The sequence below is a fragment of the Eubacterium ramulus genome (assembly GCF_003122485.1).
Lineage (GTDB): Bacteria > Bacillota > Clostridia > Lachnospirales > Lachnospiraceae > Eubacterium_I > Eubacterium_I ramulus_A.
This window is the reverse complement of sequence record NZ_JRFU01000009.1, coordinates 37,887-58,472: the sequence shown is the minus strand read 5'-3', so window position 1 is coordinate 58,472 and position 20,586 is coordinate 37,887. Positions and strand designations below refer to the sequence as shown.

The following is a 20,586-nucleotide window of genomic DNA, read 5'->3' as shown; positions in this document are numbered from 1 at the left end:
GTGATTTTTCATCGGCTTCTCTCACCTTTGATTTTCTAATCGCCAAAGCTGTTCGAAGATGTCCCTACGTTGGTTGCTTTTCCATTCAGAAGTTCTTCTTCCGTATTTTGTTTGAAATAGTACTTCATAACCTGATCTACAAATACACATGCATTGCTGGAACCATATCCATAAGCAATACGTGTTGCAATCGCAATCTGCGGAGCATCTGCCGGAGCATAGCCGACAAACAACGCATGGTTTGGACGTTTCTCATCTTCCTGTGCAGTACCGGTTTTACCTGCCAGTTTCACCTGAAGATCCTTAAACTGATCGTGTTCACCGATTGCCATCTCCATTCCGCTGTGCAGTACTTCCCAGGTAGATGCAGAAAGGTCTGTGATCTGGTTGTGTACTTCCGGCGTATAGGTCTGTAATACATTTCCATCAGAATCTGTCACTTTATTTAACAGTGTCAGATCATATACGGTACCTTCATTTGCAATAGAAGAAACATAGCGGGCAAGCTGTGAAGTCGTATAGCTGTGATTACTCTGTCCGATGGATGCATCAATCGGGAATTCATCTGCAATCTTTGGTGTACCTTCCGGAATCTCAATATTTGTCTTATCCGCAAGACCAAATTCTGTTGCATATTTCGCAATCGCGCTTAATCCTTTATCTTCATTATACGTGTCTCCATTCAGACTTAAACGGTAAGCTGTCTCTGCAAAGAAATAGTTACATGAATCACGAATCGCCTGTGAAACTGTAATGCTTCCATGGTTGCTCGGATATACCCAACATTTCAGAGTTAATCCCAGTCGGTCAAAGACACCGGTATCTGTAATCACTGTTCCGGTACTGATAGCACCTTCGGTCAGACCGGCAGATGCAGTAACCATCTTGAAGGTAGAACCGGGCGCTGTGGTCTGCTGTGTCGCATTATTATACAGCGGCAGAGAACCATCCTGAAGCAGTGCGTTATAGTAAGCAGAATCCATAGAATTTGCCAGCCGGTTGTTATCATACCCCGGATAACTTACACTCGCCAGCAATTCTCCGGTATTCGGATCCATGATCACACAGGATCCGGTACAAGGATCCAAGGCTAATTGTGCCGGTGTGATCTCCATGTTCTGAATTTTGTTTTTCAGAAACGTATAAGCGCTGGTGGAACCATTTTTCAGAGATGCCATGCTCTCATCGTCCTGTACCAGAATTCCCTGTTCATACAGAATCAGACATAACTGGCTTCCGGAAATCTTATCATTATAGATCAAATATTTATAGACAATTTTGTCGAAAGCCTTATCATTCTGAAATTTATCCGTCACATAAGAGATCAGCTGCTGATATACTTCATCCGTATCTGCATATTTCTCATTCAGATCAAACTCTGTAATATTGATCCAGGAAGAATCAATGGCATGACGCAGATATTCCTGTACAGAAATCTTGCCGTCCTTCCAATCTTTGTATACAGAATCCGAACTGTCAATGGCAGAAGTCAGGAACACAGATTTATCCTGCAGCATTTTTACTACATAGGTCACCATCTCCTGCATTTCGTCGGAAAGATCCTCATAGGCAGTATCTGACTGCAGCGTATTCGCCACATCTGTCAGCGCCTCTGTCTTTCGGTTTGTAAATGTCTGATATACAGATGCCTGTGTGGTTCCCTCTGCCGCGTCTGCCATGGCAGACGTGTCAATTACACTGTTTTCGATCAATGCATTGTATACTTTATAAATCGGAATATATAATTCTGAACTTTCACTGGTTTTCGCATTTACGATTTTGGAGTTAAGGATACCCGCAAGTTCCTGTTCCAACAGATCATATACTGCCATCTGCAGCGTTGCATCAATAGACAGATATACGTTATTTCCTGCAGAAGAATCCTTGTAATCTTTTACCTGTAATACTTTACCAAGATTGTTGACATAAACGGTCTCGGCACCTTTCTTTCCCTGAAGCTGTAACTCCATAACCTGTTCGATTCCCGCTTTACCAATGATATCACTCTTGCTGTAGGAATCATCCTGTGCAGAGAGATCGTCGTATTCAGAATCAGAAATTTTTCCGGTATAACCAAGAATATGGGAGAAATATTCCGGATAATCATACACACGTTTCGTATCTTCCTTCACTTCTACACCCTGCAGATCCGAAGCATGTTCCCGGATGATCGCAACGGTCTCATCTGATACATCCTCCGCAATGTTGGTCGGGATATATTTCTGGAAAGAAGTCAGATACATCGCATATCGAACTACCATGATCTGATATGCCCGATACCGGTCGTAAGTTTCTGTATCTACCGCAAACTTATTCACCAGATACTCGTACATCTGCTCCGGTGTTGCCGTTGACTCATCATAACCTAATTTTGCATTGAATTTCAGGTCTGAAACTTTTTTCCTGCCATAAACATCACGGCGGAAACCGTCAAGTTCTGTGCCGTCTACATTAAAAGACAGTTCCCCGCTCGGATCCATATACAGATCCAGATCATTGACGATGCTGTCACCGTTTTTTTCAATCATTTCAATAAGCGTACTGATCTCCTCATTCAAAAGCTTTGCACGCTCTTTGTTATTTGCATAAGTACCATTATCTTCCAATGTTACGGTATAAGATAATTCGTTGTGTGCCAGAAGGACACCGTTTCGGTCATAAATATTACCGCGTGTTCCCTCTATCTCAATTGTTTTCTGAATGCTGTATGTGTAATCCTTCAGATAAGCTGCACCGTTGATGATCTGCATGGTAAACAGATGCTGCAATACAAATGCAAACAGCGCCAGTATCACTACCCACAGCACAAACAGTCTGGAAGTTACAATTTTTACAATCCATTCTTTTATCTTATCAACCAAATTTTGCTGCACTCCTTCGTTCAATGTCTTCCAGCTTTTCATTTATCTTCAACAGGATAAAATAAAGCAGGATGGATACAACCATCGTATAGACCAGTTCCGGCAGGATCGTGTGAAGCAGATAATAGCCAAAGGAAAATCTGCCGCGGAACCAGAATAACGTAAAGAAAATAATTATATTGCAGAAGAAATCACTCAATGCGATCAGGGCAAGGGGCAGTTTCACTTCATCCGGGAAAAAGATCCGTTTGAAGAAACCGTTCAGATATCCGATATACATGTAGATCAGCGCATAAAATCCAATCACAGTTCCAAACATGATATCTAACAGCAGTCCTGCAAAAAATCCTACGAAAAGTCCTTCCTTTTTTCCTCTCATAAATCCAAATGATGCGACCACAACGATCAGCAGATTCGGGGAGATTGAAGCAATGGACAGTGCTTTAAACACCGTACATTGTAAAAGGAAGCAGGCGATGATCGTAATTGTCAAAACAATTTTTCTCCTCATAACCTACTCCCCCTCTGTTGTACCTGTCGTATCTGTCACGTCTTTTGTCTGTAAAATAACAAACACGTCGCTGAGATGTTCAAAATCCACGATCGTTGCAATGTGTCCGGACTTGGTCAGATTATTGGAATCTGTCTGGATATCCGTAATGTATCCGATCGGAATCCCCTCCAGAAACATATCACTGATATTTGATGTGACAATCTGATCCCCAACTTTTGCCTGCCCATCTTTGTCTCTGAGATCATCAAAATCAATCTGACTGGATTCGTTCATTGATTTTAAACTTCCACTTACAATACACAGATCGGAAGTGGAAAGATTCTTTGCACTGACATTGCTGTTGTCATCAATGATGGAACGGACTTTTGCATAATTTGGTCCCACCTGTGTGACAATACCGGCAAGTCCTCCGTCTGCCAGTACATTCATTCCAACGGAAATACCGTCGTTGCTTCCACGGTCGATCAGGAATACAGAAAACCAGTTTCCTGCATCTTTTCCGATCACATTTGCCGCAACTTTCTCATAGTCTGCATAGGTCTGATCCATCTGATACAATTTTTTCAGATTGTCCAGTTCTTCCTGATTTAACTGAACCTGATTCAGACTTGCCTGTGCATCTGCAAGCTGTTCGCGCAATTGCTCATTCTCAGTCTCCAGACTTTTCTTGGACTGCAGATGATTTCTGACATTCGTCAGCGCGCTTCCCAGTTTGTTTACACCTTTCTGCATCGGAGCGATCACAGAACCGGCTGCCGTTGATACCGGACCGGTTTCGGATGCTTTCAAACTGCATCCGATGATCACAGCGCAGAGTAAAGTCATAATAAGCAGCACATATTTTGCTGGAAATTTACTTTTTTTCTTTCTCCTCATACTATGCCTCTGTTATTTAAAAATTCTTGTACGCATGCTGTAAGCCAGACGTTTGAACTTGTCATTTGTCACAACAAGACTTAAGCCCTGGACAACGGTCTCATCCGGCTCCTCACAGGTATTTACCTTGATATTGGTAATCTGTGTAAACAGTTTATCCATATCTTTGATATTGGAACCACCACCGGTCAGATAAATACCGGAATGGATGATATCTTTTGCAAGTTCTGGCGGAGTCTTCTCCAGAATCATCTTGATTGCATTGCAGATAGAACTGAGGTTGTCTTTCATCGCCTCATATACAGTATCTGCAGTAATCTCCATTTCAATCGGAAGACCGCTGACTACATCCAGTCCTACAATGGTATAAATTCCTTCCTCACCCGGAAGCGCGCTGCCGATGTGCTCTTTTAACTGCATGGCAGTTTTCTGTCCGATGACCAGATTGTAGTTTTTCTTGATATGCGTAATGATCGACTCATCCAGGCGGTTGCCGCCAAAATGAAGCAGATCACTTAAAACCAGTCCGCCAAGGGAGATCACTGAGATCTCTGTGGTATCTGCTCCGATATCTACGACCATGATACCGGTCGGCTCATTGACATCCAGTCCAAGACCTACGGCATCTGCGATGGGTTTATCACAGAGAAGAACAGATTTCGGTTTCATTTTGCTTTTGTAAAACAGATCATAAAATGCTTTCTTCTCTACTTCTGTAATATCAGTCGGGACAGCAATGATAAATTCAGAGCCTTTTACGTGTCCCTTGACATTTTTCTCCAGTACTTCCTGTACCATTACCTGCATATTATTGTAATCTGCGATCACACCGCCTGTGATTGGAAATGATACGTTGATATTCTCCGGTGCTTTTTCATACATTGCATATGCTTCATTTCCATATGCATATAACTGATTTTTGTTGATGATCGCAATTGTATTTTTCTCTTTGATGATCTTGTTGCTGTGTTTGCTGAAAATCTTCAGATTACAGGTTCCAAGGTCAATTCCGTATATGTTTGCCATTAGTCTCTCCCTTTCTCAAATAGAATATCCTGCTCACGAAAGCTGAAATATCGGTTATCTCCGATAATGATATGGTCCATAAGTAAAATATCCAGTAATTCGCCACACGCTTTTATCTTTCGGGTCACCAGAATATCTTCCCGGCTTGGTTCCGGATTGCCACTGGGATGATTATGTAACACCACAACGTACGCTGCCTGATACTGCAGCGCTGTCCGGTAAATATCCCTGGCAGAGATCAGTGCCGCATTACTCGTCCCGGTGGACAGAAGCTTTTCTCCGATCAGCATGCTTTTGTTATCAAACATTGCCAGCATCAGATGCTCCTGCGGTTCATGTCTTAGCTGTTCCATAAAATACTCTGCAATGCTCCTGGCAGACTGCAGAGTGATCTGTTCCCGGCGGCTTGTCGATGCAATACGCTTTGCCAGCTCACCGATACATTTTAACTGAATTGCTTTGACATTTCCAATCCCACGGATCTGTGTCAGACGTTCCACGTCCAGGCGCAAAAGGTTCAGCAGTCCATCCGGTCCCGCATTTAAAATGCGGTTTGCCAGATCGATGCTTCGTTCCCCCTGACTTCCGGTGCGGATGATCACGCTGATCAGCTCTGCATCGGACAGTGCGCCGGCTCCATACGCCAGACATTTTTCATACGGTCGTTCCTGATCCGGTAACTCTTTTACTGTCATATTTTTCTGCATAAAATTCTCTTTTCTACTCTCTCTATGCAGTCTGTATAATCATAGCATATTTTTTTTTTCGTGTATACCGGAAAAATGAGAACATTTTTTTGCATTTCTCTTAAATTTTTATGAAGAACGCCTTACAGATCTTTCACATTTGCAGCTGTAAAATCTTTTGTCACAATTCCTGCATCCATCAGTTTCTGTAATGCCATCAGGATGCCAAGTTTTGCATGATACCAGGTCAGTCCGCCCTGAAAATATACCGCATACGGCGGTTTGATCGGACCGTCCGCACTCAGTTCAATGGAAGAACCCTGTACAAAAGCGCCTGCTGCCATGATGACCTGACTGTCATAGCCCGGCATATCCCAAGGCTCCGGTGTTACATAGGAATCCACCGGTGCTGCTGCCTGAATGCCCTGACAGAATGCGATCACACCTTCCGGGCAGCCAAATGTTACTGCCTGAATGATATCGTGGCGGGATTCGGTGCTGTTTGGGATGACCGGAAATCCGATTTTTTCAAAAATATTTGCCGCAAAGATTGCTCCTTTTAATGCGCCGGACACAACGGTCGGTGCCTGAAACAGTCCCTGATAAAAGCTCTGGATCACACCTAAAGAAGCTCCGACTTCTTTTCCAAGTCCCGGAGAAGTCAGACGATAAGCCGCATTGTCCACGCACTCCTTTTTACCAACAATATAGCCGCCGATCGGTGCCAGACCGCCGCCAAGATTTTTGATCAGGGAACCAACGATCATGTCAGCGCCAACTTCCAATGGCTCCTGCTCCTCTACAAATTCTCCGTAACAGTTATCTACCATACAGATCACATCCGGTTTGATAGATTTTACAAAGGAGATCAGTTCTTTGATCCGTGCAATGGAAAGTGTCGGACGTGTCTCATATCCTTTGGAACGCTGAATGGTTACCAGTTTTGTGCGTTCATTGATTGCAGCACGAATGCCCTCAAAATCAAAATCCCGGTTGTTTAACAGATCTACCTGGCGATAAGTAATGCCATACTCTGCCAGTGAACCTTTGGACGGGCGGATTCCGATAACTTCCTCTAAGGTATCATAAGGTTTACCAACCGGTGAAAGCAGCTCGTCGCCCGGACGAAGATTAGACATCAGTGCCAGTGCAAGCGCATGGGTACCACAGGTGATCTGTGGGCGTACCAGCGCAGCTTCTCCATGAAAACACTCCGCATATACTTCTTCCAGCGTATCACGTCCAATATCATTGTAGCCGTATCCGCTGGTTGCCTGAAAACACTCTGCACTGACTCTGCATTTCTGCATCGCATCAATGACTTTCATCTGATTATATTCTGTCGTCTGATCGATACGGTCAAAACGTTCTTTTAATCCCTGTTCGATTTCTTTTCCAAATTCATAAACCTCTTTGGAAATTCCCATCTCAATATACTTATTCTCAATTAATTCTTCTGTCATAGCCATCCTCCAGCTTTTATCTCATTTAAAATCGCTTCCAATATTTTGGAATCGTCATAATCATAGTCCGGTTTATTCAGCCAGATCACATCCCGCTCCCGGCGAAACCACGTAAGCTGGCGTTTTGCAAAATGTCTGGTATCCCGTTTCAGTAAATAAATGGCTTCCTCATAGCTGATCTCTCCATCCAGCCAGGAAAGAATCTCCTTGTAGCCAAGTCCCTGCATGGATACCATGCCTTTGTGATACCCCTTTGCACGCAGCCGTTTTACTTCCTCCACCAGTCCGTGCTCCAGCATCAGATCTACCCTGCGGTCGATCCGTTCATATAAATGTGCTCGATCATCGTTCAACACAAAATAACGGAAATCATACGGCGATTCTTTCGCCCGCTCCTGCTCATTGTGTTTGGAGATCGGTTCTCCGGTTTTTTCAAAATATTCCAGTGCCCGGATCGTACGTTTCACATTATTTGCATGAATGATCGCTGCTGAAGCCGGATCTACTTTTTTCAGCATCTCATGCAGCACTTCATTTCCCTGCTCTTTTGCGATCTGCGCATAATGCTCCCGAAGTGCGGTATCTTCCTCCTGTTCCGTAAAATCAATATCGTACAGCAGCGCCTGAATGTAAAATCCGGTTCCGCCTGCCACGATCGGAATCTGCCCTTTCGCATAGATCTCTTTTAAGGCAGCTTTTGCCATCTCCTGAAAACGAACCACATGAAATTCATCCTCCGGATCCAGCACATCGATCAGATAATGGTCTACGCCCTGCATTTCCTCCGGCATGACCTTGGCAGAACCAATATCCATCCCGCGATATACCTGCATGGAATCTGCGGAGATCACGGCACCGTTAATTCTTTTTGCCAGTGCAATGGACAGATCTGTTTTTCCGACAGCAGTCGGTCCGGTTAAAATTAATAATGGTTGTTTTTCTGTCTTCATCTATCTATCTTCCTTTAAACAATACGCTTAAATTTCTTTTCTATCTCATATTTACTCATGGCAACGATAACCGGTCGTCCATGCGGGCAAAAATAAGGATTATCCAGTGTCAGCAGTTCATCGATCAGATGTTCGATCTCCGGTCTGGATAACTTCTGATTGCCTTTAACGGCAGCTTTGCAGGACATACTTGCAATTTTTTCTACTACCAATTCCGGCGTATCTTTCACCGACATGGAACTTAAGCTGTCCATCAGTTCCAACAGCAGACTCTGTCCGTTTAACCCATACAGATTGCCCGGAATTGCCGTTACCGCATATTCCTTTCCGCCAAACGGCGAAATCTCATATCCCAGTTTCGTAAATTCCGGTAAAAATTTCTTTAATAAAATTTCTTCCTGCATCGTCAGGGATAAAATGATCGGCGGGCTTACCATCTGAGACGTAAATTCTTTGCTGTGGTATGCCTTCATGGTCTGCTCAAACAGCACTTTTTCATGTGCGGCATGCTGATCGATCATATAAAACTGATCCTGAAACTCCACCAGCCAATACGTGTCAAACAGTTGTCCGATGATCCGATGCTGTGGACGTGCTTCTTTGGAAAGCAATTTCAACTCCTCACGCACAGAATCTTCCCGTACCGCATCACTGTGTTCACGCTGTTCTGCCAGATCATATAATGTCTGCTGCACTGCCTGTTCCATAACTGGCTCCTGTGTTTTTGTTTCATAAACAACAGAATCCGTTTTTTCTGTGTAAACAGATCCATTGCCGACTTCCACTGTTCCCGTTTCAGCAATTAATGTATCTTTCTGCTGTAAATTTTCTGTTGCTACTGCTACCTGTTGCATTTCGCCCATTCCAATTACTGGAACTTTCTGTTCGATAGTAACAGTATCGTCTTTTCCTGCAATATTCGCAGCAATATTCTTCTCATTTTCTGGAAGATTCACGTTTGCGTTTTTTTCTGCTCCAACAGATTCTCCTGTTTTTTCTCCAGGTTCCTCTTTTAAGCCCTCTGCCTGATTCTGAGTATTTTGTGTATTTACCGATACCGGGATCTTTCGCTCCCGCTCCGGATATTTACGCTCATAAGGACTGTCTTTTGCAATGGTAGCCCGCAGTTTTTCCAGACGTTTCGTCTCAAATGGTTCCGGAACCGCACCTGCCGCCTGAACCGGACGCTTTTCTTCTTTTCGCTCTTCCTTTACTGCCACTTTTGGAATCAGTTCACTCTCTCGCAGGCGCTCCGAAATCAGTGCAACCAGCTGATGATACATTTCTTCCCCATTGGAAAAACGCATTTCCATTTTGTTTGGATGGACATTCACGTCCACCAGCGTACCATCCAGTGAAATGGTCAGTACCGTAAACGGATATTTATGCTGCATCATAAAACCGCGGTAGCCATCCTCTAAGGATTTCGCGATCAGACTACTCTTGATATAACGTCCGTTAATAAAATAACTTTCAAAATTTCGGTTTCCTCTGGCAATGATCGGTTTTCCGATATAGCCTTCCACGGAAAATCCCGGATAATCTGCCTGAACTTCCAATAAATTGGCAGCGATATCTCTGCCATAAATATGATAGATAATATCCTTTAACTGTCCGTTTCCGGATGTATGCAGACGAATCTGCCCGTTGTTGATAAATTTGAAGGACACATCCGGATGGGAAAGTGCTATTCGCTCCATCAGATCATTGACATAGCCAGCCTCTGTCTGATTGGATTTCAAAAATTTCCGGCGCACCGGAGTATTGTAAAACAGATTTTTTACCAGAAACGTCGTTCCGTTCGGTGCTCCGATCTCCTCTAAAGAAATCTCTTTACCGCCTTCGATCAGATAACGGCTTCCGGTAAACTGCTCCGGTGTCTTGGTGATCAGTTCCACCTGTGCAACCGCCGCAATACTGGAAAGTGCCTCACCACGGAATCCCAGAGAGGAAATCGTTACAAGGTCTTCCACTTTACGGATCTTGCTGGTGGAATGACGGTAAAATGCAATAGGAATCTGTGCCGCATCAATACCACATCCGTTATCCGTGATACGGATCAGTGACGTTCCACCATCTTTGATCTCCACCGTCACTGCCGATGCTTTCGCATCAATGGCATTTTCCACAAGCTCTTTAACTACGGAAGAAGGGCGCTCTACCACCTCTCCCGCCGCAATTTTATCTATGGTCTGTTCATCTAATACTTCTATCTGTGGCATACGTGCCTCCTACCAGCGATTTTTAATCTTATTCTGGATTTCATACAATTTGCTCATCGCTTCAAATGGTGTCATATTGGTCAGGTTGATCTCACGGATCTCCTCAATAATATCATCGTCCTTAACCGTATCAAACAAGGACATCTGTGCCAGATCCACATCATCCGGCTTTTTGGTTTTTGCCTTATGCTGTGACGGAATTTCCGGCAGATTTGCTGCCAGATTGCTCATATTTGCCCGCTCTAACTCCTCACAGATGACTTTTGCCCGCTCGATGACCGGATCCGGAACGCCTGCCAGCTTAGCGACCTGAATACCATAGCTTCGGTCTGCTCCACCGGATACGATCTTTCGCAAAAATACGATATCATCGCCTTTTTCCTTGACCGCGATACAATAATTATTGACATTGGAAAGTTTTCCTTCCAGTTCTGTCAGTTCGTGATAATGTGTTGCGAACAAAGTCTTTGCACCCAAAATCTTCGGATTACTAATATATTCAACGACTGCCCACGCAATGGAAAGTCCGTCAATGGTACTTGTTCCACGTCCGATCTCATCCAGGATCAGCAGACTGCTGCTGGTGGCATTCCGTAAAATATTGGCAACCTCATTCATCTCTACCATGAACGTACTCTGTCCGGAAGCCAGATCATCCGATGCACCCACACGGGTAAAAATACGATCCACGATACCGATATTGGCACTCTGTGCCGGGACAAAGCTTCCGACCTGCGCCATCAGAACGATCAGGGCATTCTGTCGCATATAGGTGGATTTTCCTGCCATGTTCGGTCCGGTGATAATGGCGATCCGGTTATTTTTATTATCCAGATAGGTATCATTTTCAATAAACATATCGTTGGTGATCATTTTTTCCACCACCGGATGACGTCCGCTCTTGATCTCCAAAATTCCTTTTTCATTCATCTTCGGACGCACATAATTATTCTGCTCCGCAACCAGTGCCAGAGAAGCAAACACATCCAGACCGGCAATGGCTTTTGCTGTATGCTGGATTCGAACCACCTGTTCTGCAATCTGGTTACGCACCTTGCAGAAAATCTCATACTCTAACGCTGTCAGTTTGTCCTCTGCACCAAGAATGGTTTCTTCCAGTTCTTTTAACTCCGGTGTGATGTAACGCTCTGCATTGGTCAGTGTCTGTTTTCGTGTATAATATTCCGGCACCAGATCTTTGTAAGAATTTGTTACCTCTAAATAATATCCGAATACTTTGTTATATTTGATACGAAGATTTTTGATACCGGTCTTTTCCCGTTCTTCTTCTTCAATCTTGGCAAGCCAGGTTTTTCCTTCTGTTTTCGCATTACGCAGATGATCCACCTGCTCGTCATAACCGGTCTTGATCATGCCGCCTTCCCGGATGGAGATTGGCGGTTCATCCTCAATAGATTCTGTGATCAATGTACAGATATCTGTCAGCGGATCTAACTGTTCATCCAGTTCCCTCACTAACGGACTGCTCAGATCCTGCAATAATGTCTTGATGGCAGGCAGCATTTCCAGAGAGGAACGAAACGCAATCAGATCTCTTGGATTGGCAGTCTGATAAACCACGCGGCTGATCAGGCGTTCCAGATCATAGATAGGATTTAAGTATTCCCGCAGTTCTTCCCGGCAAATCATGTTATTTTTCAGTTCTTCTACCATATCCAGTCGGGCTTCGATCTTTTTTTTATCGATCAGCGGCTGCTCCAGATAGGAACGCAGGGTTCGCGCACCCATAGCAGTTTTAGTCTTATCTAATACCCAGAGCAGGGAACCACGTTTCTGTTTTTCACGCAGTGTCTCTACCAGTTCCAGATTTCGTCTTGTGGAACTGTCAAGCACCATGAATTTTCCGGTAGAATATGGTTCAATGGTTGTCATATGATCCAGTGTGGTTTTCTGGGTTTCATACAGATATTTTAAAAGGGAACCGGCAGCGATCACGCCACAGTTATAATCCCCTAATCCAAGACCGTCCAAAGATGCCACATGGAAATGCTCTTTTAACGTCGTTGCTGCCAGATCATCTCCAAAATACCAGGATTCCAGAGAATAGATCGTGATGCCCAGACGATGACGCAGATCCGCCAGATCAATGCCACTCATAAAAAATGCTTCATTTGAAATAATCTCAGACGGCATATATTTGCTGATCTCATCCAGAAGTTTTCGTTCAGAATCCAGTTCCGTCACAAAATAAGCACCTGTCGTAACGTCCGCCACAGACACGCCGTATTTGTTATCTACATAAACGATACACATAATGTAGTTATTTTTTGTCTCATCCAAGGCATACGTATCCAGATTGGTGCCCGGTGTGACAATTCGTGTCACTTCACGTTTTACCAGTCCCTTAGCCTGTTTCGGATCTTCCACCTGCTCACAGATGGCAACTTTATAGCCTTTGGATACCAGCTTATTCAGATATCCTTCTACTGCATGAAAAGGAACGCCACACATTGGCGCACGCTCTTTTAATCCGCAGCTTTTTCCGGTCAGGGTAATCTCTAATTCTCTGGATGCAGTCAGGGCATCCTCAAAAAACATCTCATAGAAATCTCCCAAACGGTAAAACAGAATACAGTCTTTGTATTCCTGCTTTGTCTCCATGTACTTTTGCATCATAGGAGTCAGTTCTTCTATATTTATCTCCATTTATTTCATCTCCTGCTGTAATATCGCTTCCGCAACTTTCAAGCCATCCATGGCAGCAGACATAATGCCTCCTGCATAACCGGCACCTTCCCCGCAAGGATAGAGCCCACGGATTTCACTCTGAAAGGTCTCATCCCGGTGAATACGCACCGGTGATGACGTCCGGCTTTCCACACCGGATAAAATGCAGTCTGCCCGATCAAAACCGACAATTTTTCTGCCGTAGGCATGCATGCCCTCACAAAAAGCTTCATTTAAAGCTTCCGGAAAAATTTCTCTTAAGTTGGCAAAATCATGCTGTCCTTTTACACAGCTCTCAAAACTGCCATAACCTGTGCTTACCTTTCCCTGCTCAAAATCACCGAATAACTGCTGCGGCACTTTACCTTTTGCCAGATTCCATGCTTTTTCCTCTAAGTCTCTCTGAAAAGCAACGCCGGACAATGGATGACTGCCATCCGGATAATCCTCCGGAGTCACCGAAACAATGATCGCACTGTTTGCATTGTGACTGTCCCGCTTCCGATAACTCATACCGTTCACTGCCAGTCGCTGCGGCTCAGATGACGCATTAACTACAAAACCACCCGGACACATACAGAAAGAATACACACCACGACCGTTTGATGCCTGATGTGTCAGCTTATATGTCGCGGTTGGCAGCAGGCTCATATCCGCATCTGTACCATACTGACTGTGATTGATCATCTCCTGCGGATGTTCCACACGCATACCGACAGCAAAAGATTTTGCTGCCATCGGGATCTGGCGCTCGTAAAGCATTTCAAACGTATCTCTTGCACTGTGTCCGATCGCCAGTACCAGATGCGAAACCTCATGCCATTCCTGTCCGTTGATCTCAATCGCACACATGTTTCCGTCTTTCATGCGAAGATCCGTTACTTTGGAAGAAAAATGAAAGGTTCCACCAAGCCGGATGATTTCCTGCCGCATCTGGGTTACTACGTTTCGAAGCACATCCGTTCCCACATGTGGTTTTGCCACATATAAAATATCCTCCGGTGCGCCAAATTTTACAAAGGTCTCCAGCACATAGCGGCTCCGCCCAAATTTATCTTTTACCAAAGTATTTAATTTTCCATCGGAAAAGGTACCGGCTCCGCCTTCGCCAAACTGTACATTGGATTCCGGATTTAAACTGCCTTCTGACCAGTAGGTTTCCACATCCTGCTGACGCTCTTCTACCGCTTTTCCACGCTCATACACCTGCGGACACAACCCGCACTGTGCCAGTTCATACGCTGCAAAAAGTCCCGCCGGACCTGCACCGATGACTGCAGCCTTAATGTCCGAAGCATTCTCCGGTTTTGCCGGAATCTGGTACTTCACCGGATGTACTTCCTGCACATGCGCCGGATTCTTCTTCACCTTCTGATGCTCGTCCACTACCAGATGAACCGTATATGTATAAGACAGGGCATCTTTCTTTCTGGCATCCACAGACTGCTTGATGATCTGCATATCCAGCACTTTTTTCGCCGGGATCTGAGACAGCGCACATGCTTTTTTCAAAATCTGCTCCTTTGTATGTGCCAACGGTACCGAAATCTGCGATACACGAATTACTTTCTTCATATTGTTCTCCAATTTGTATTCTTCTGGTTATTGTTTCTGCTTGCTCAGCGCCAAAATTAATAACCATTCCTGTTTTCTGTTTTTATAAACCCATTCTTTTAATCTACTTGCTCTTATCCTGCCTGCTTTGCGGCATTTTTTCCTGCCACCGTTCCGCTGGACCACGCCCACTGCAGGTTGTAGCCACCGCAGATGCCATCCACGTTCACGACCTCACCAGCAAAATAAAGCCCCGAAACCAGACGGGATTCCATTTCCTCCGTCAGTTCATTTAATGGGACTCCGCCACAGGTCACCTGCGCAAAGTCAAAACCTCTGGTATCAGTGATCGTAAGTGTCGTTCGCTTTAGTGCCTGCATTAATTTTTTTATCGCTGCCGGCCGCCGTTTCTCGGGAATATCTGACACATGCTTGGCATGCAGTCCCGCACAGAGCATACCTGCCAGTTTTTCATTGACAATTCCGGACAACAACTGCTGCCAGCTCTCATGCACTGATGCATTTGCAATCTGCTTACTCAAAAATACTTCGATCTGTTCTGCCGGATAATCCGGGATAAAATCAAGCTCTGCCCGCACACTCTGCCTCTGCGCCAGCGCAATAGATGCATAGCGGCTCACCTGAAAAACCGGAATACCGGAAATACCATAATCCGCAAACTGTACTTCCCCGGTATCTTCTGCCACGCATTGGTTCTCTACAAATAATGATACTGTCGCATCTGCCCGGACACCACTGGTCTGCTTTAACCACTTGGCATCCGCATACAACGCCGTCAATGCCGGCAATGGTGTCTCGATCTGATGTCCAAAAGATTTTGCATAAATATAGCCGCTTCCGTCACTTCCCGTCTTCGGTGCAGCTTTTCCGCCAGTGGCAAGAATACAGCTTTTCGCCTGAAATGTACCATTTTTCGTATCAAATACAAAACCATTCTCTTTTCGCTGAATTTTTCGGATTCCAATCTCCTGAAAAATCACAATTCCAAGTTGTTCTGCCTGACTAAGCAGAGCATTCCGTATGGTTGCCGCCTGTCCGCTGCGCGGATAGAGGTAACCCTGACGACTCTTGGAGAGAACACCAAGTTCCTCAAAAAATGCAACGGTATCCTTTTCGGAAAATTGCTTCAGGATATGCAATACAAAGGCAGGAGAATCGCTTCGATAACAGCTTTCCCCCTGCAGCTCATTCGTAAAATTGCACTTACCGTTTCCGGTGGCAAGTATTTTCTTTCCTGAAACAGTATGATGATCCAGAATCGCTGTATGCGCTCCTTCTTTTGTCGCCCAAATTGCCGCCATCAGTCCGGCAGCTCCGCCGCCGACCACAATTACATCATAAATCTGTTCTTTCACTCAAAACTCCTTTTATTTATCTTCATCTTCAAAAAATCCAAGAATTTCCTCAGAAATATGGTCAATGGTATCCTTCTCATCTGTATGTTTTTCTGTTACAGACGGTACCGAATCTTCCTCATCATAATACCAGTCATCTTCTTTTTCAGAAGCATGCTTTTTCGCTGACTTTTTCCATATTTTTCCTTTGGATACGGTATCGGTATGTTTCTTTTCTTCTTTTTTCTGTTCAGAAACTTCTGCTTTTTCCTTATCCCCGGATTCTTCTGTTATATATTTTTCCGTTTCAACGGAATCTGTTTCTTTTCCGTTTTCTCTTCGATTACTGTGTTTTGCCCGTTTTCCCGCACGGATCGCAAACATCAGATAAATCGGACTGATGATGCTGACCGTACCGTCTGCGATCAATATGTAATACAGCACCTCTCTGTGCTGCAATACTTTCCCGTCCGGATTTAAAATGACTAAAATTGCTGCTGCCAGAAATGCCAGGGCAATGATCAGAAACAAAAGCCATGCTCCATTCCTGAGGCTTTTTAAATCCACGGCATTCTGCAATTTGATCACCGCTGTCAGTAGAATACAAACACCTAAAAACAATGGCAGATAACCTGCGATCTGCTGTGTACGAACCAACAGGCAGATACCAAGCAAAATACACAATACACCGCCGGAAAATCCATAATTCCCCAGATCATTATAGCTTGCTGCCATAAAATATTTCACGATCATGATCACACCACAGATCAGAAAGATCAGTCCTGCAATATAAATAATATAGCGTTCCTGAAACTGCGGAACAAAGAGCATTGCCAGTCCAAAAAGCAGATAGATCACGGCTATTCCAATCATAAATCTGGTTCCCAGACTTGCCTTTTTTAATTTATTTTCTCTTGCCATACTTTTTTCCTCCGTATCCATCAGGCAATCTGCCTGATGACCCACTTTTGTTCAGTATAGCACAAGCTTTTACTTTTTGGAACCCGTTTAACTCGAATAATTTTCAAGAAAACTATACAGATTCTCAAGACTGGTAAACTTGATTCCATTGATCGCATTTTTTCGCAGTTTTTCCGGCAGATCACTCACTTTCAGGCTTGTCTCAAAATACAGACGGTCTGTATCTGAAAAATAAACAGATAAATATTCTCCAGATGCCTTCAGGTAATATTTTTCCTCGGAAAGTGCCTTCATACTCTCCACAGTCTCCTGTTTTGCCACAGTGTTTTCTTTTTTTCCATCCGCATTTTCATTGGCAGCTTCCTGTGCCTGATCTTCCACCGATGCGATCTGTATTCCGGAATCCGCGTTGCCGCTTAAGCTTCCGCCAAAATAAAATCCGCCCCAGAAAGCACCGATGATCAGCGCTGTTACAATAAAAAAAGAAATGCGAATCATACGTGTCTGTTTCATCATAAATAAAACTCCTTTTTTCGTAGTATTCACATTTCTTCTTTTTTTATTCAATTTAAGCTTTTATACATAAAAACCCATAAGCAATAAACTTATATGGATTTCAATGAAATCATTCTTGCCAATTATTTTATAATAAATGGAACTTCTTTGCAATCCAGATAATCAGCTCACCCTTCGGGAAGCTATGCAGTTCTTCTTCAGTCAGTCCCTTGATCAGTAACAATGCTGCCGCATATACGATCATACCAACCAGAACAGCCACAACCACTCCGATTGCATTGCTGTGTAATGCTTTATGCACCACAAAATATGCTGCATATACCACAACACCCATGATCACGGATGCAATCGCCGGTTTTACAAAAGTCTTGGCTACATTCGGTTTAAAGCCAGAATGTTTTCGTACCGACAATCCATTCAAAATGCACATGATCAGTGAAAATGCAATGGTTCCGATACAGATACCATAGATTTTCAGATCAAAGCCAAACATTGCCACAGCGATCACACCTGCATGAAGCACCAGTGCAATGGATGCATTACGAACCGGAACATGCATCTGGTCAATGCCCTGTAATACTGCATTAGACAATGTGGAAATAGAATAGAAAATAACACTGATTCCACCTGCCTGCAGCAAATGTCCTGCCAAAGCACTTGACCCCGGGAACAAAAGCTGAATGATCGGATCTGCCAGCACCATAATGCCTGCGGTACACGGCATTGCAACCACCATGATAAAACGCATGGACATACCGATTTTTGAGCGAACCTGCGCATCATCTTTCTGAGCGAAAGCTGCTGCCAGTGCCGGAACACAGGAAGCTGCCAACGCCGTAGAGATTGAAATCGGCACATTGGTCAGAACACGGTATTTTCCGGAGAAAATACCCCACCATTCAGATACATTCGTTGCAGAATATCCCTGCATCGTTGCAATGTTTTTAAACAGCCACTGATCCACGATGGAAACCAGATTGTAAATGGTTGTACTTAAAAGTACCGGTACAATGGTTCCGATCAGAATACGGAAAATATTGCGGTAAGATTCCGGCTCTTTGTGTCCGATCTTTCGCTCACGCTTCATCGCTTTTTTGTATTTTGGCATAAACATAGAAAATACAAAAAGGATAAATACTAATCCGAAAAACGCGCCGGCACTGGTGCCCAGTGTTCCGCCGGCCGCACCATAAGCCGCGTCATAATGTTCTTTACTTCCAAGAACCGTTGCGATTCTTTTTCCGTAAGCAAACAGCACATACGCTGCACCTACACTGACAACCGCATTCACGATCTGTTCAATAATCTGTGAAACAGCACTTGGAATCATCGTTCCCATTCCCTGGAAAAATCCACGGAATACACCTAATACCGCAACGATGATCAGCGTTGGTGCCAGTACCTGCAGGGCATATACACCCAGCGGCGTCTGAAACAGCCGTGTCAGTTCTTCCGCACCGAAAAATACGATCACACAGGCAATTGTTCCTGTAATAGCAGCAAACAGCATGGCGCCCTTGAATACACGGTAGGCATTCTGCCGTTCACCGTTTGAAATACGTGCAGAAACCATCTTGGAAACCGCCATCGGCAGACTATAGGATGAGATCAGCAGCAACAGACTGTAGATCTCATACGCACAACTGTAATAATCATTTCCGTGATCTCCGATGATCGCAGTCAGTGGAATACGGTACACCAGACCGATTACCCTGCTGACCAGCGATGCTATGGCAAGGATCGATCCCTGCACCAAAAAACTTGTATCATTTTTCTTCTTACTCATTTAGTAACCTCTTCTCCTGCCAGGGGCAGTATTGGTTTTTAAGTAGCTTATCGATCTGCATACTCTTCTTCGCTTGCATAGAAAGCGATCTTATCTGCATAGGTATCTTCTGTCACACATACCCATGTTTTTCCCTGATTTAATGTAATTTCATTTCCATCCGCATCAAAATATCTGGTCGGAGCCTGAAGGGAATCTTTGGACCAGGTAACCGGAATCGCTTTTCCATTTGTAATATAATAACCATTTCCGCCTGCCATAGTCTCCATATCCAGATATTCGTCATCATTGCTCATACGACTCCAGCCGCAGATCTGAATGATCACATTTTTTACAGCAACCTGTTCACCGTTATTGCCATCTGTCTGTGCTTCCCCGTTCTGGAAACGTTTGTACAGACCAGTCTCACTGTCATACACAAACCATGGTTTATTTACCAGATATCCCGGTGCAATCACTGCCGCATCCTGTCCGTTTGTCAGCTCGATCTGTGTACTGTCATCTTCATTAAATTTATAATGTCCGGTATAATCAGAAGCATGTTTTGTCTCATATCCCTTGGTCTGGATTCCGGCTACAATGCCTTCTCCGGTCGTATAGGCATTGTGCGGTGCCTTTCTGCCGGAATCACGTTTGTACATCGTTCCTTCCAGACTTCCGTCCAGACCGGACAGATTGTTGACATAATCCTGTGACAACAGCTCTACCGCATATTTTGCCTGTCCATAATGGGCATAGATTGCATCAAACTCCAGTGCCCAGTGTACATAATAATGACGGCAGCTTCGAATGGACATTACTTTTTCCAGATTCGCATAATCCTGAAAAATGCCCATCAGACGTGTCTCCTGACCTTCTACAGCAGACTCATAGATCACATCTGCATCTGTAATGCCATATTGTGGCGTAGCGATCTTCGTATTACCAAGCATGACTGCCACCGGCCGCTGCGCTGCAATGTTCTCATCGATCCATTCTCCGGTCAGATAACTGCGTGCCATTCCTTCCGGAGTTTTCGGCTCCTCCGGTTCCGGTTCCGGCTCAGCTACAGATTCTTCCACCGGCTGAGAGATCACAGGCTCAGTCTCTTTCTTTCCGCAGCCTGCCAGCATTGACACTGCCAGAATCCCCATCATTACCCATACAAATGCTTTCTTCATAATCCTGC

The 20,586-nt window shown here is 44.4% G+C and carries 15 protein-coding genes; all 15 read right to left on the bottom strand.

All coding sequences use genetic code 11. The features are described from left to right. Positions 1-35: 35 nt before the first annotated feature. Positions 36-2,861, bottom strand: a complete 2,826-nt coding sequence (locus tag LG34_RS00980) for a penicillin-binding transpeptidase domain-containing protein (RefSeq protein ID WP_242979762.1) — start codon at positions 2,859-2,861, stop codon at positions 36-38. Then, the gene (gene mreD / locus LG34_RS00975) at positions 2,854-3,372 is read right to left on the bottom strand and encodes a rod shape-determining protein MreD (protein WP_109214456.1); all 519 of its coding nucleotides are present in this window, start codon (positions 3,370-3,372) and stop codon (positions 2,854-2,856) included. The genes LG34_RS00980 and mreD overlap by 8 nt, the downstream gene beginning before the upstream one ends. 3 nt (positions 3,373-3,375) lie before the next feature. After that, positions 3,376-4,251 (bottom strand): rod shape-determining protein MreC, encoded by an 876-nt coding sequence (gene mreC, locus LG34_RS00970; protein WP_109214455.1) that lies wholly within the window; start codon positions 4,249-4,251, stop codon positions 3,376-3,378. Between the two features lie 12 nt (positions 4,252-4,263). Continuing rightward, positions 4,264-5,277 (bottom strand): rod shape-determining protein, encoded by a 1,014-nt coding sequence (locus LG34_RS00965; RefSeq protein ID WP_109214454.1) that lies wholly within the window; start codon positions 5,275-5,277, stop codon positions 4,264-4,266. Then, complete coding sequence (gene radC, locus LG34_RS00960; protein ID WP_109214453.1) at positions 5,277-5,984, bottom strand: RadC family protein; 708 nt, start codon at positions 5,982-5,984, stop codon at positions 5,277-5,279. The genes LG34_RS00965 and radC overlap by 1 nt, the downstream gene beginning before the upstream one ends. Before the next feature lie 122 nt (positions 5,985-6,106). Beyond that, complete coding sequence (locus LG34_RS00955) at positions 6,107-7,426, bottom strand: aminotransferase class I/II-fold pyridoxal phosphate-dependent enzyme (protein ID WP_330427472.1); 1,320 nt, start codon at positions 7,424-7,426, stop codon at positions 6,107-6,109. Continuing rightward, positions 7,423-8,376, bottom strand: a complete 954-nt coding sequence (gene miaA, locus LG34_RS00950) for a tRNA (adenosine(37)-N6)-dimethylallyltransferase MiaA (protein WP_109214451.1) — start codon at positions 8,374-8,376, stop codon at positions 7,423-7,425. Before miaA ends, LG34_RS00955 begins: the two co-directional genes overlap by 4 nt. Positions 8,377-8,390: 14 nt before the next feature. After that, the gene (gene mutL / locus LG34_RS00945; RefSeq protein ID WP_109214450.1) at positions 8,391-10,598 is read right to left on the bottom strand and encodes a DNA mismatch repair endonuclease MutL; all 2,208 of its coding nucleotides are present in this window, start codon (positions 10,596-10,598) and stop codon (positions 8,391-8,393) included. A 9-nt stretch (positions 10,599-10,607) separates the two neighbouring features. Next, positions 10,608-13,265: a DNA mismatch repair protein MutS gene (mutS, locus tag LG34_RS00940; protein ID WP_242979761.1), complete on the bottom strand. Its 2,658-nt coding sequence runs from the start codon at positions 13,263-13,265 to the stop codon at positions 10,608-10,610. Continuing rightward, on the bottom strand, positions 13,266-14,861 hold the full coding sequence (locus LG34_RS00935; RefSeq protein WP_109214449.1) for an NAD(P)/FAD-dependent oxidoreductase: 1,596 nt from the start codon (positions 14,859-14,861) through the stop codon (positions 13,266-13,268). It abuts the gene before it with no gap. A 113-nt stretch (positions 14,862-14,974) separates the two neighbouring features. Next, entirely contained in the window at positions 14,975-16,216 is a 1,242-nt protein-coding gene (locus LG34_RS00930) for an aminoacetone oxidase family FAD-binding enzyme (protein WP_109214448.1), read from the bottom strand. A 12-nt stretch (positions 16,217-16,228) separates the two neighbouring features. Continuing rightward, positions 16,229-17,116, bottom strand: coding sequence for a DUF308 domain-containing protein (locus LG34_RS00925; RefSeq protein WP_181369243.1), 888 nt, complete (start codon positions 17,114-17,116; stop codon positions 16,229-16,231). 87 nt (positions 17,117-17,203) lie between these two features. Further along, positions 17,204-17,632, bottom strand: a complete 429-nt coding sequence (locus tag LG34_RS00920; protein WP_109214446.1) for a hypothetical protein — start codon at positions 17,630-17,632, stop codon at positions 17,204-17,206. 127 nt (positions 17,633-17,759) lie between these two features. Beyond that, a complete protein-coding gene (locus LG34_RS00915; RefSeq protein WP_109214445.1) occupies positions 17,760-19,418 on the bottom strand; it encodes a putative polysaccharide biosynthesis protein in 1,659 nt (552 codons plus the stop codon). Between the two features lie 47 nt (positions 19,419-19,465). After that, positions 19,466-20,578, bottom strand: a complete 1,113-nt coding sequence (locus LG34_RS00910) for a DUF3048 domain-containing protein (protein WP_109214444.1) — start codon at positions 20,576-20,578, stop codon at positions 19,466-19,468. Between the last annotated feature and the right edge of the window lie 8 nt (positions 20,579-20,586).

Excerpts from the sequence above, each read along its gene's own strand:
- mreD (WP_109214456.1), bottom strand. The coding sequence starts at position 3,372 with ATGAGGAGAAAAATTGTTTTGACAATTACGATCATCGCCTGCTTCCTT.
- mreC (WP_109214455.1), bottom strand. The coding sequence starts at position 4,251 with ATGAGGAGAAAGAAAAAAAGTAAATTTCCAGCAAAATATGTGCTGCTT.
- LG34_RS00965 (WP_109214454.1), bottom strand. The coding sequence starts at position 5,277 with ATGGCAAACATATACGGAATTGACCTTGGAACCTGTAATCTGAAGATT.
- radC (WP_109214453.1), bottom strand. The coding sequence starts at position 5,984 with ATGCAGAAAAATATGACAGTAAAAGAGTTACCGGATCAGGAACGACCG.
- LG34_RS00955 (WP_330427472.1), bottom strand. The coding sequence starts at position 7,426 with ATGACAGAAGAATTAATTGAGAATAAGTATATTGAGATGGGAATTTCC.
- miaA (WP_109214451.1), bottom strand. The coding sequence starts at position 8,376 with ATGAAGACAGAAAAACAACCATTATTAATTTTAACCGGACCGACTGCT.
- mutL (WP_109214450.1), bottom strand. The coding sequence starts at position 10,598 with ATGCCACAGATAGAAGTATTAGATGAACAGACCATAGATAAAATTGCG.
- mutS (WP_242979761.1), bottom strand. The coding sequence starts at position 13,265 with ATGGAGATAAATATAGAAGAACTGACTCCTATGATGCAAAAGTACATG.
- LG34_RS00935 (WP_109214449.1), bottom strand. The coding sequence starts at position 14,861 with ATGAAGAAAGTAATTCGTGTATCGCAGATTTCGGTACCGTTGGCACAT.
- LG34_RS00925 (WP_181369243.1), bottom strand. The coding sequence starts at position 17,116 with ATGGCAAGAGAAAATAAATTAAAAAAGGCAAGTCTGGGAACCAGATTT.
- LG34_RS00920 (WP_109214446.1), bottom strand. The coding sequence starts at position 17,632 with ATGATGAAACAGACACGTATGATTCGCATTTCTTTTTTTATTGTAACA.
- LG34_RS00915 (WP_109214445.1), bottom strand. The coding sequence starts at position 19,418 with ATGAGTAAGAAGAAAAATGATACAAGTTTTTTGGTGCAGGGATCGATC.
- LG34_RS00910 (WP_109214444.1), bottom strand. The coding sequence starts at position 20,578 with ATGAAGAAAGCATTTGTATGGGTAATGATGGGGATTCTGGCAGTGTCA.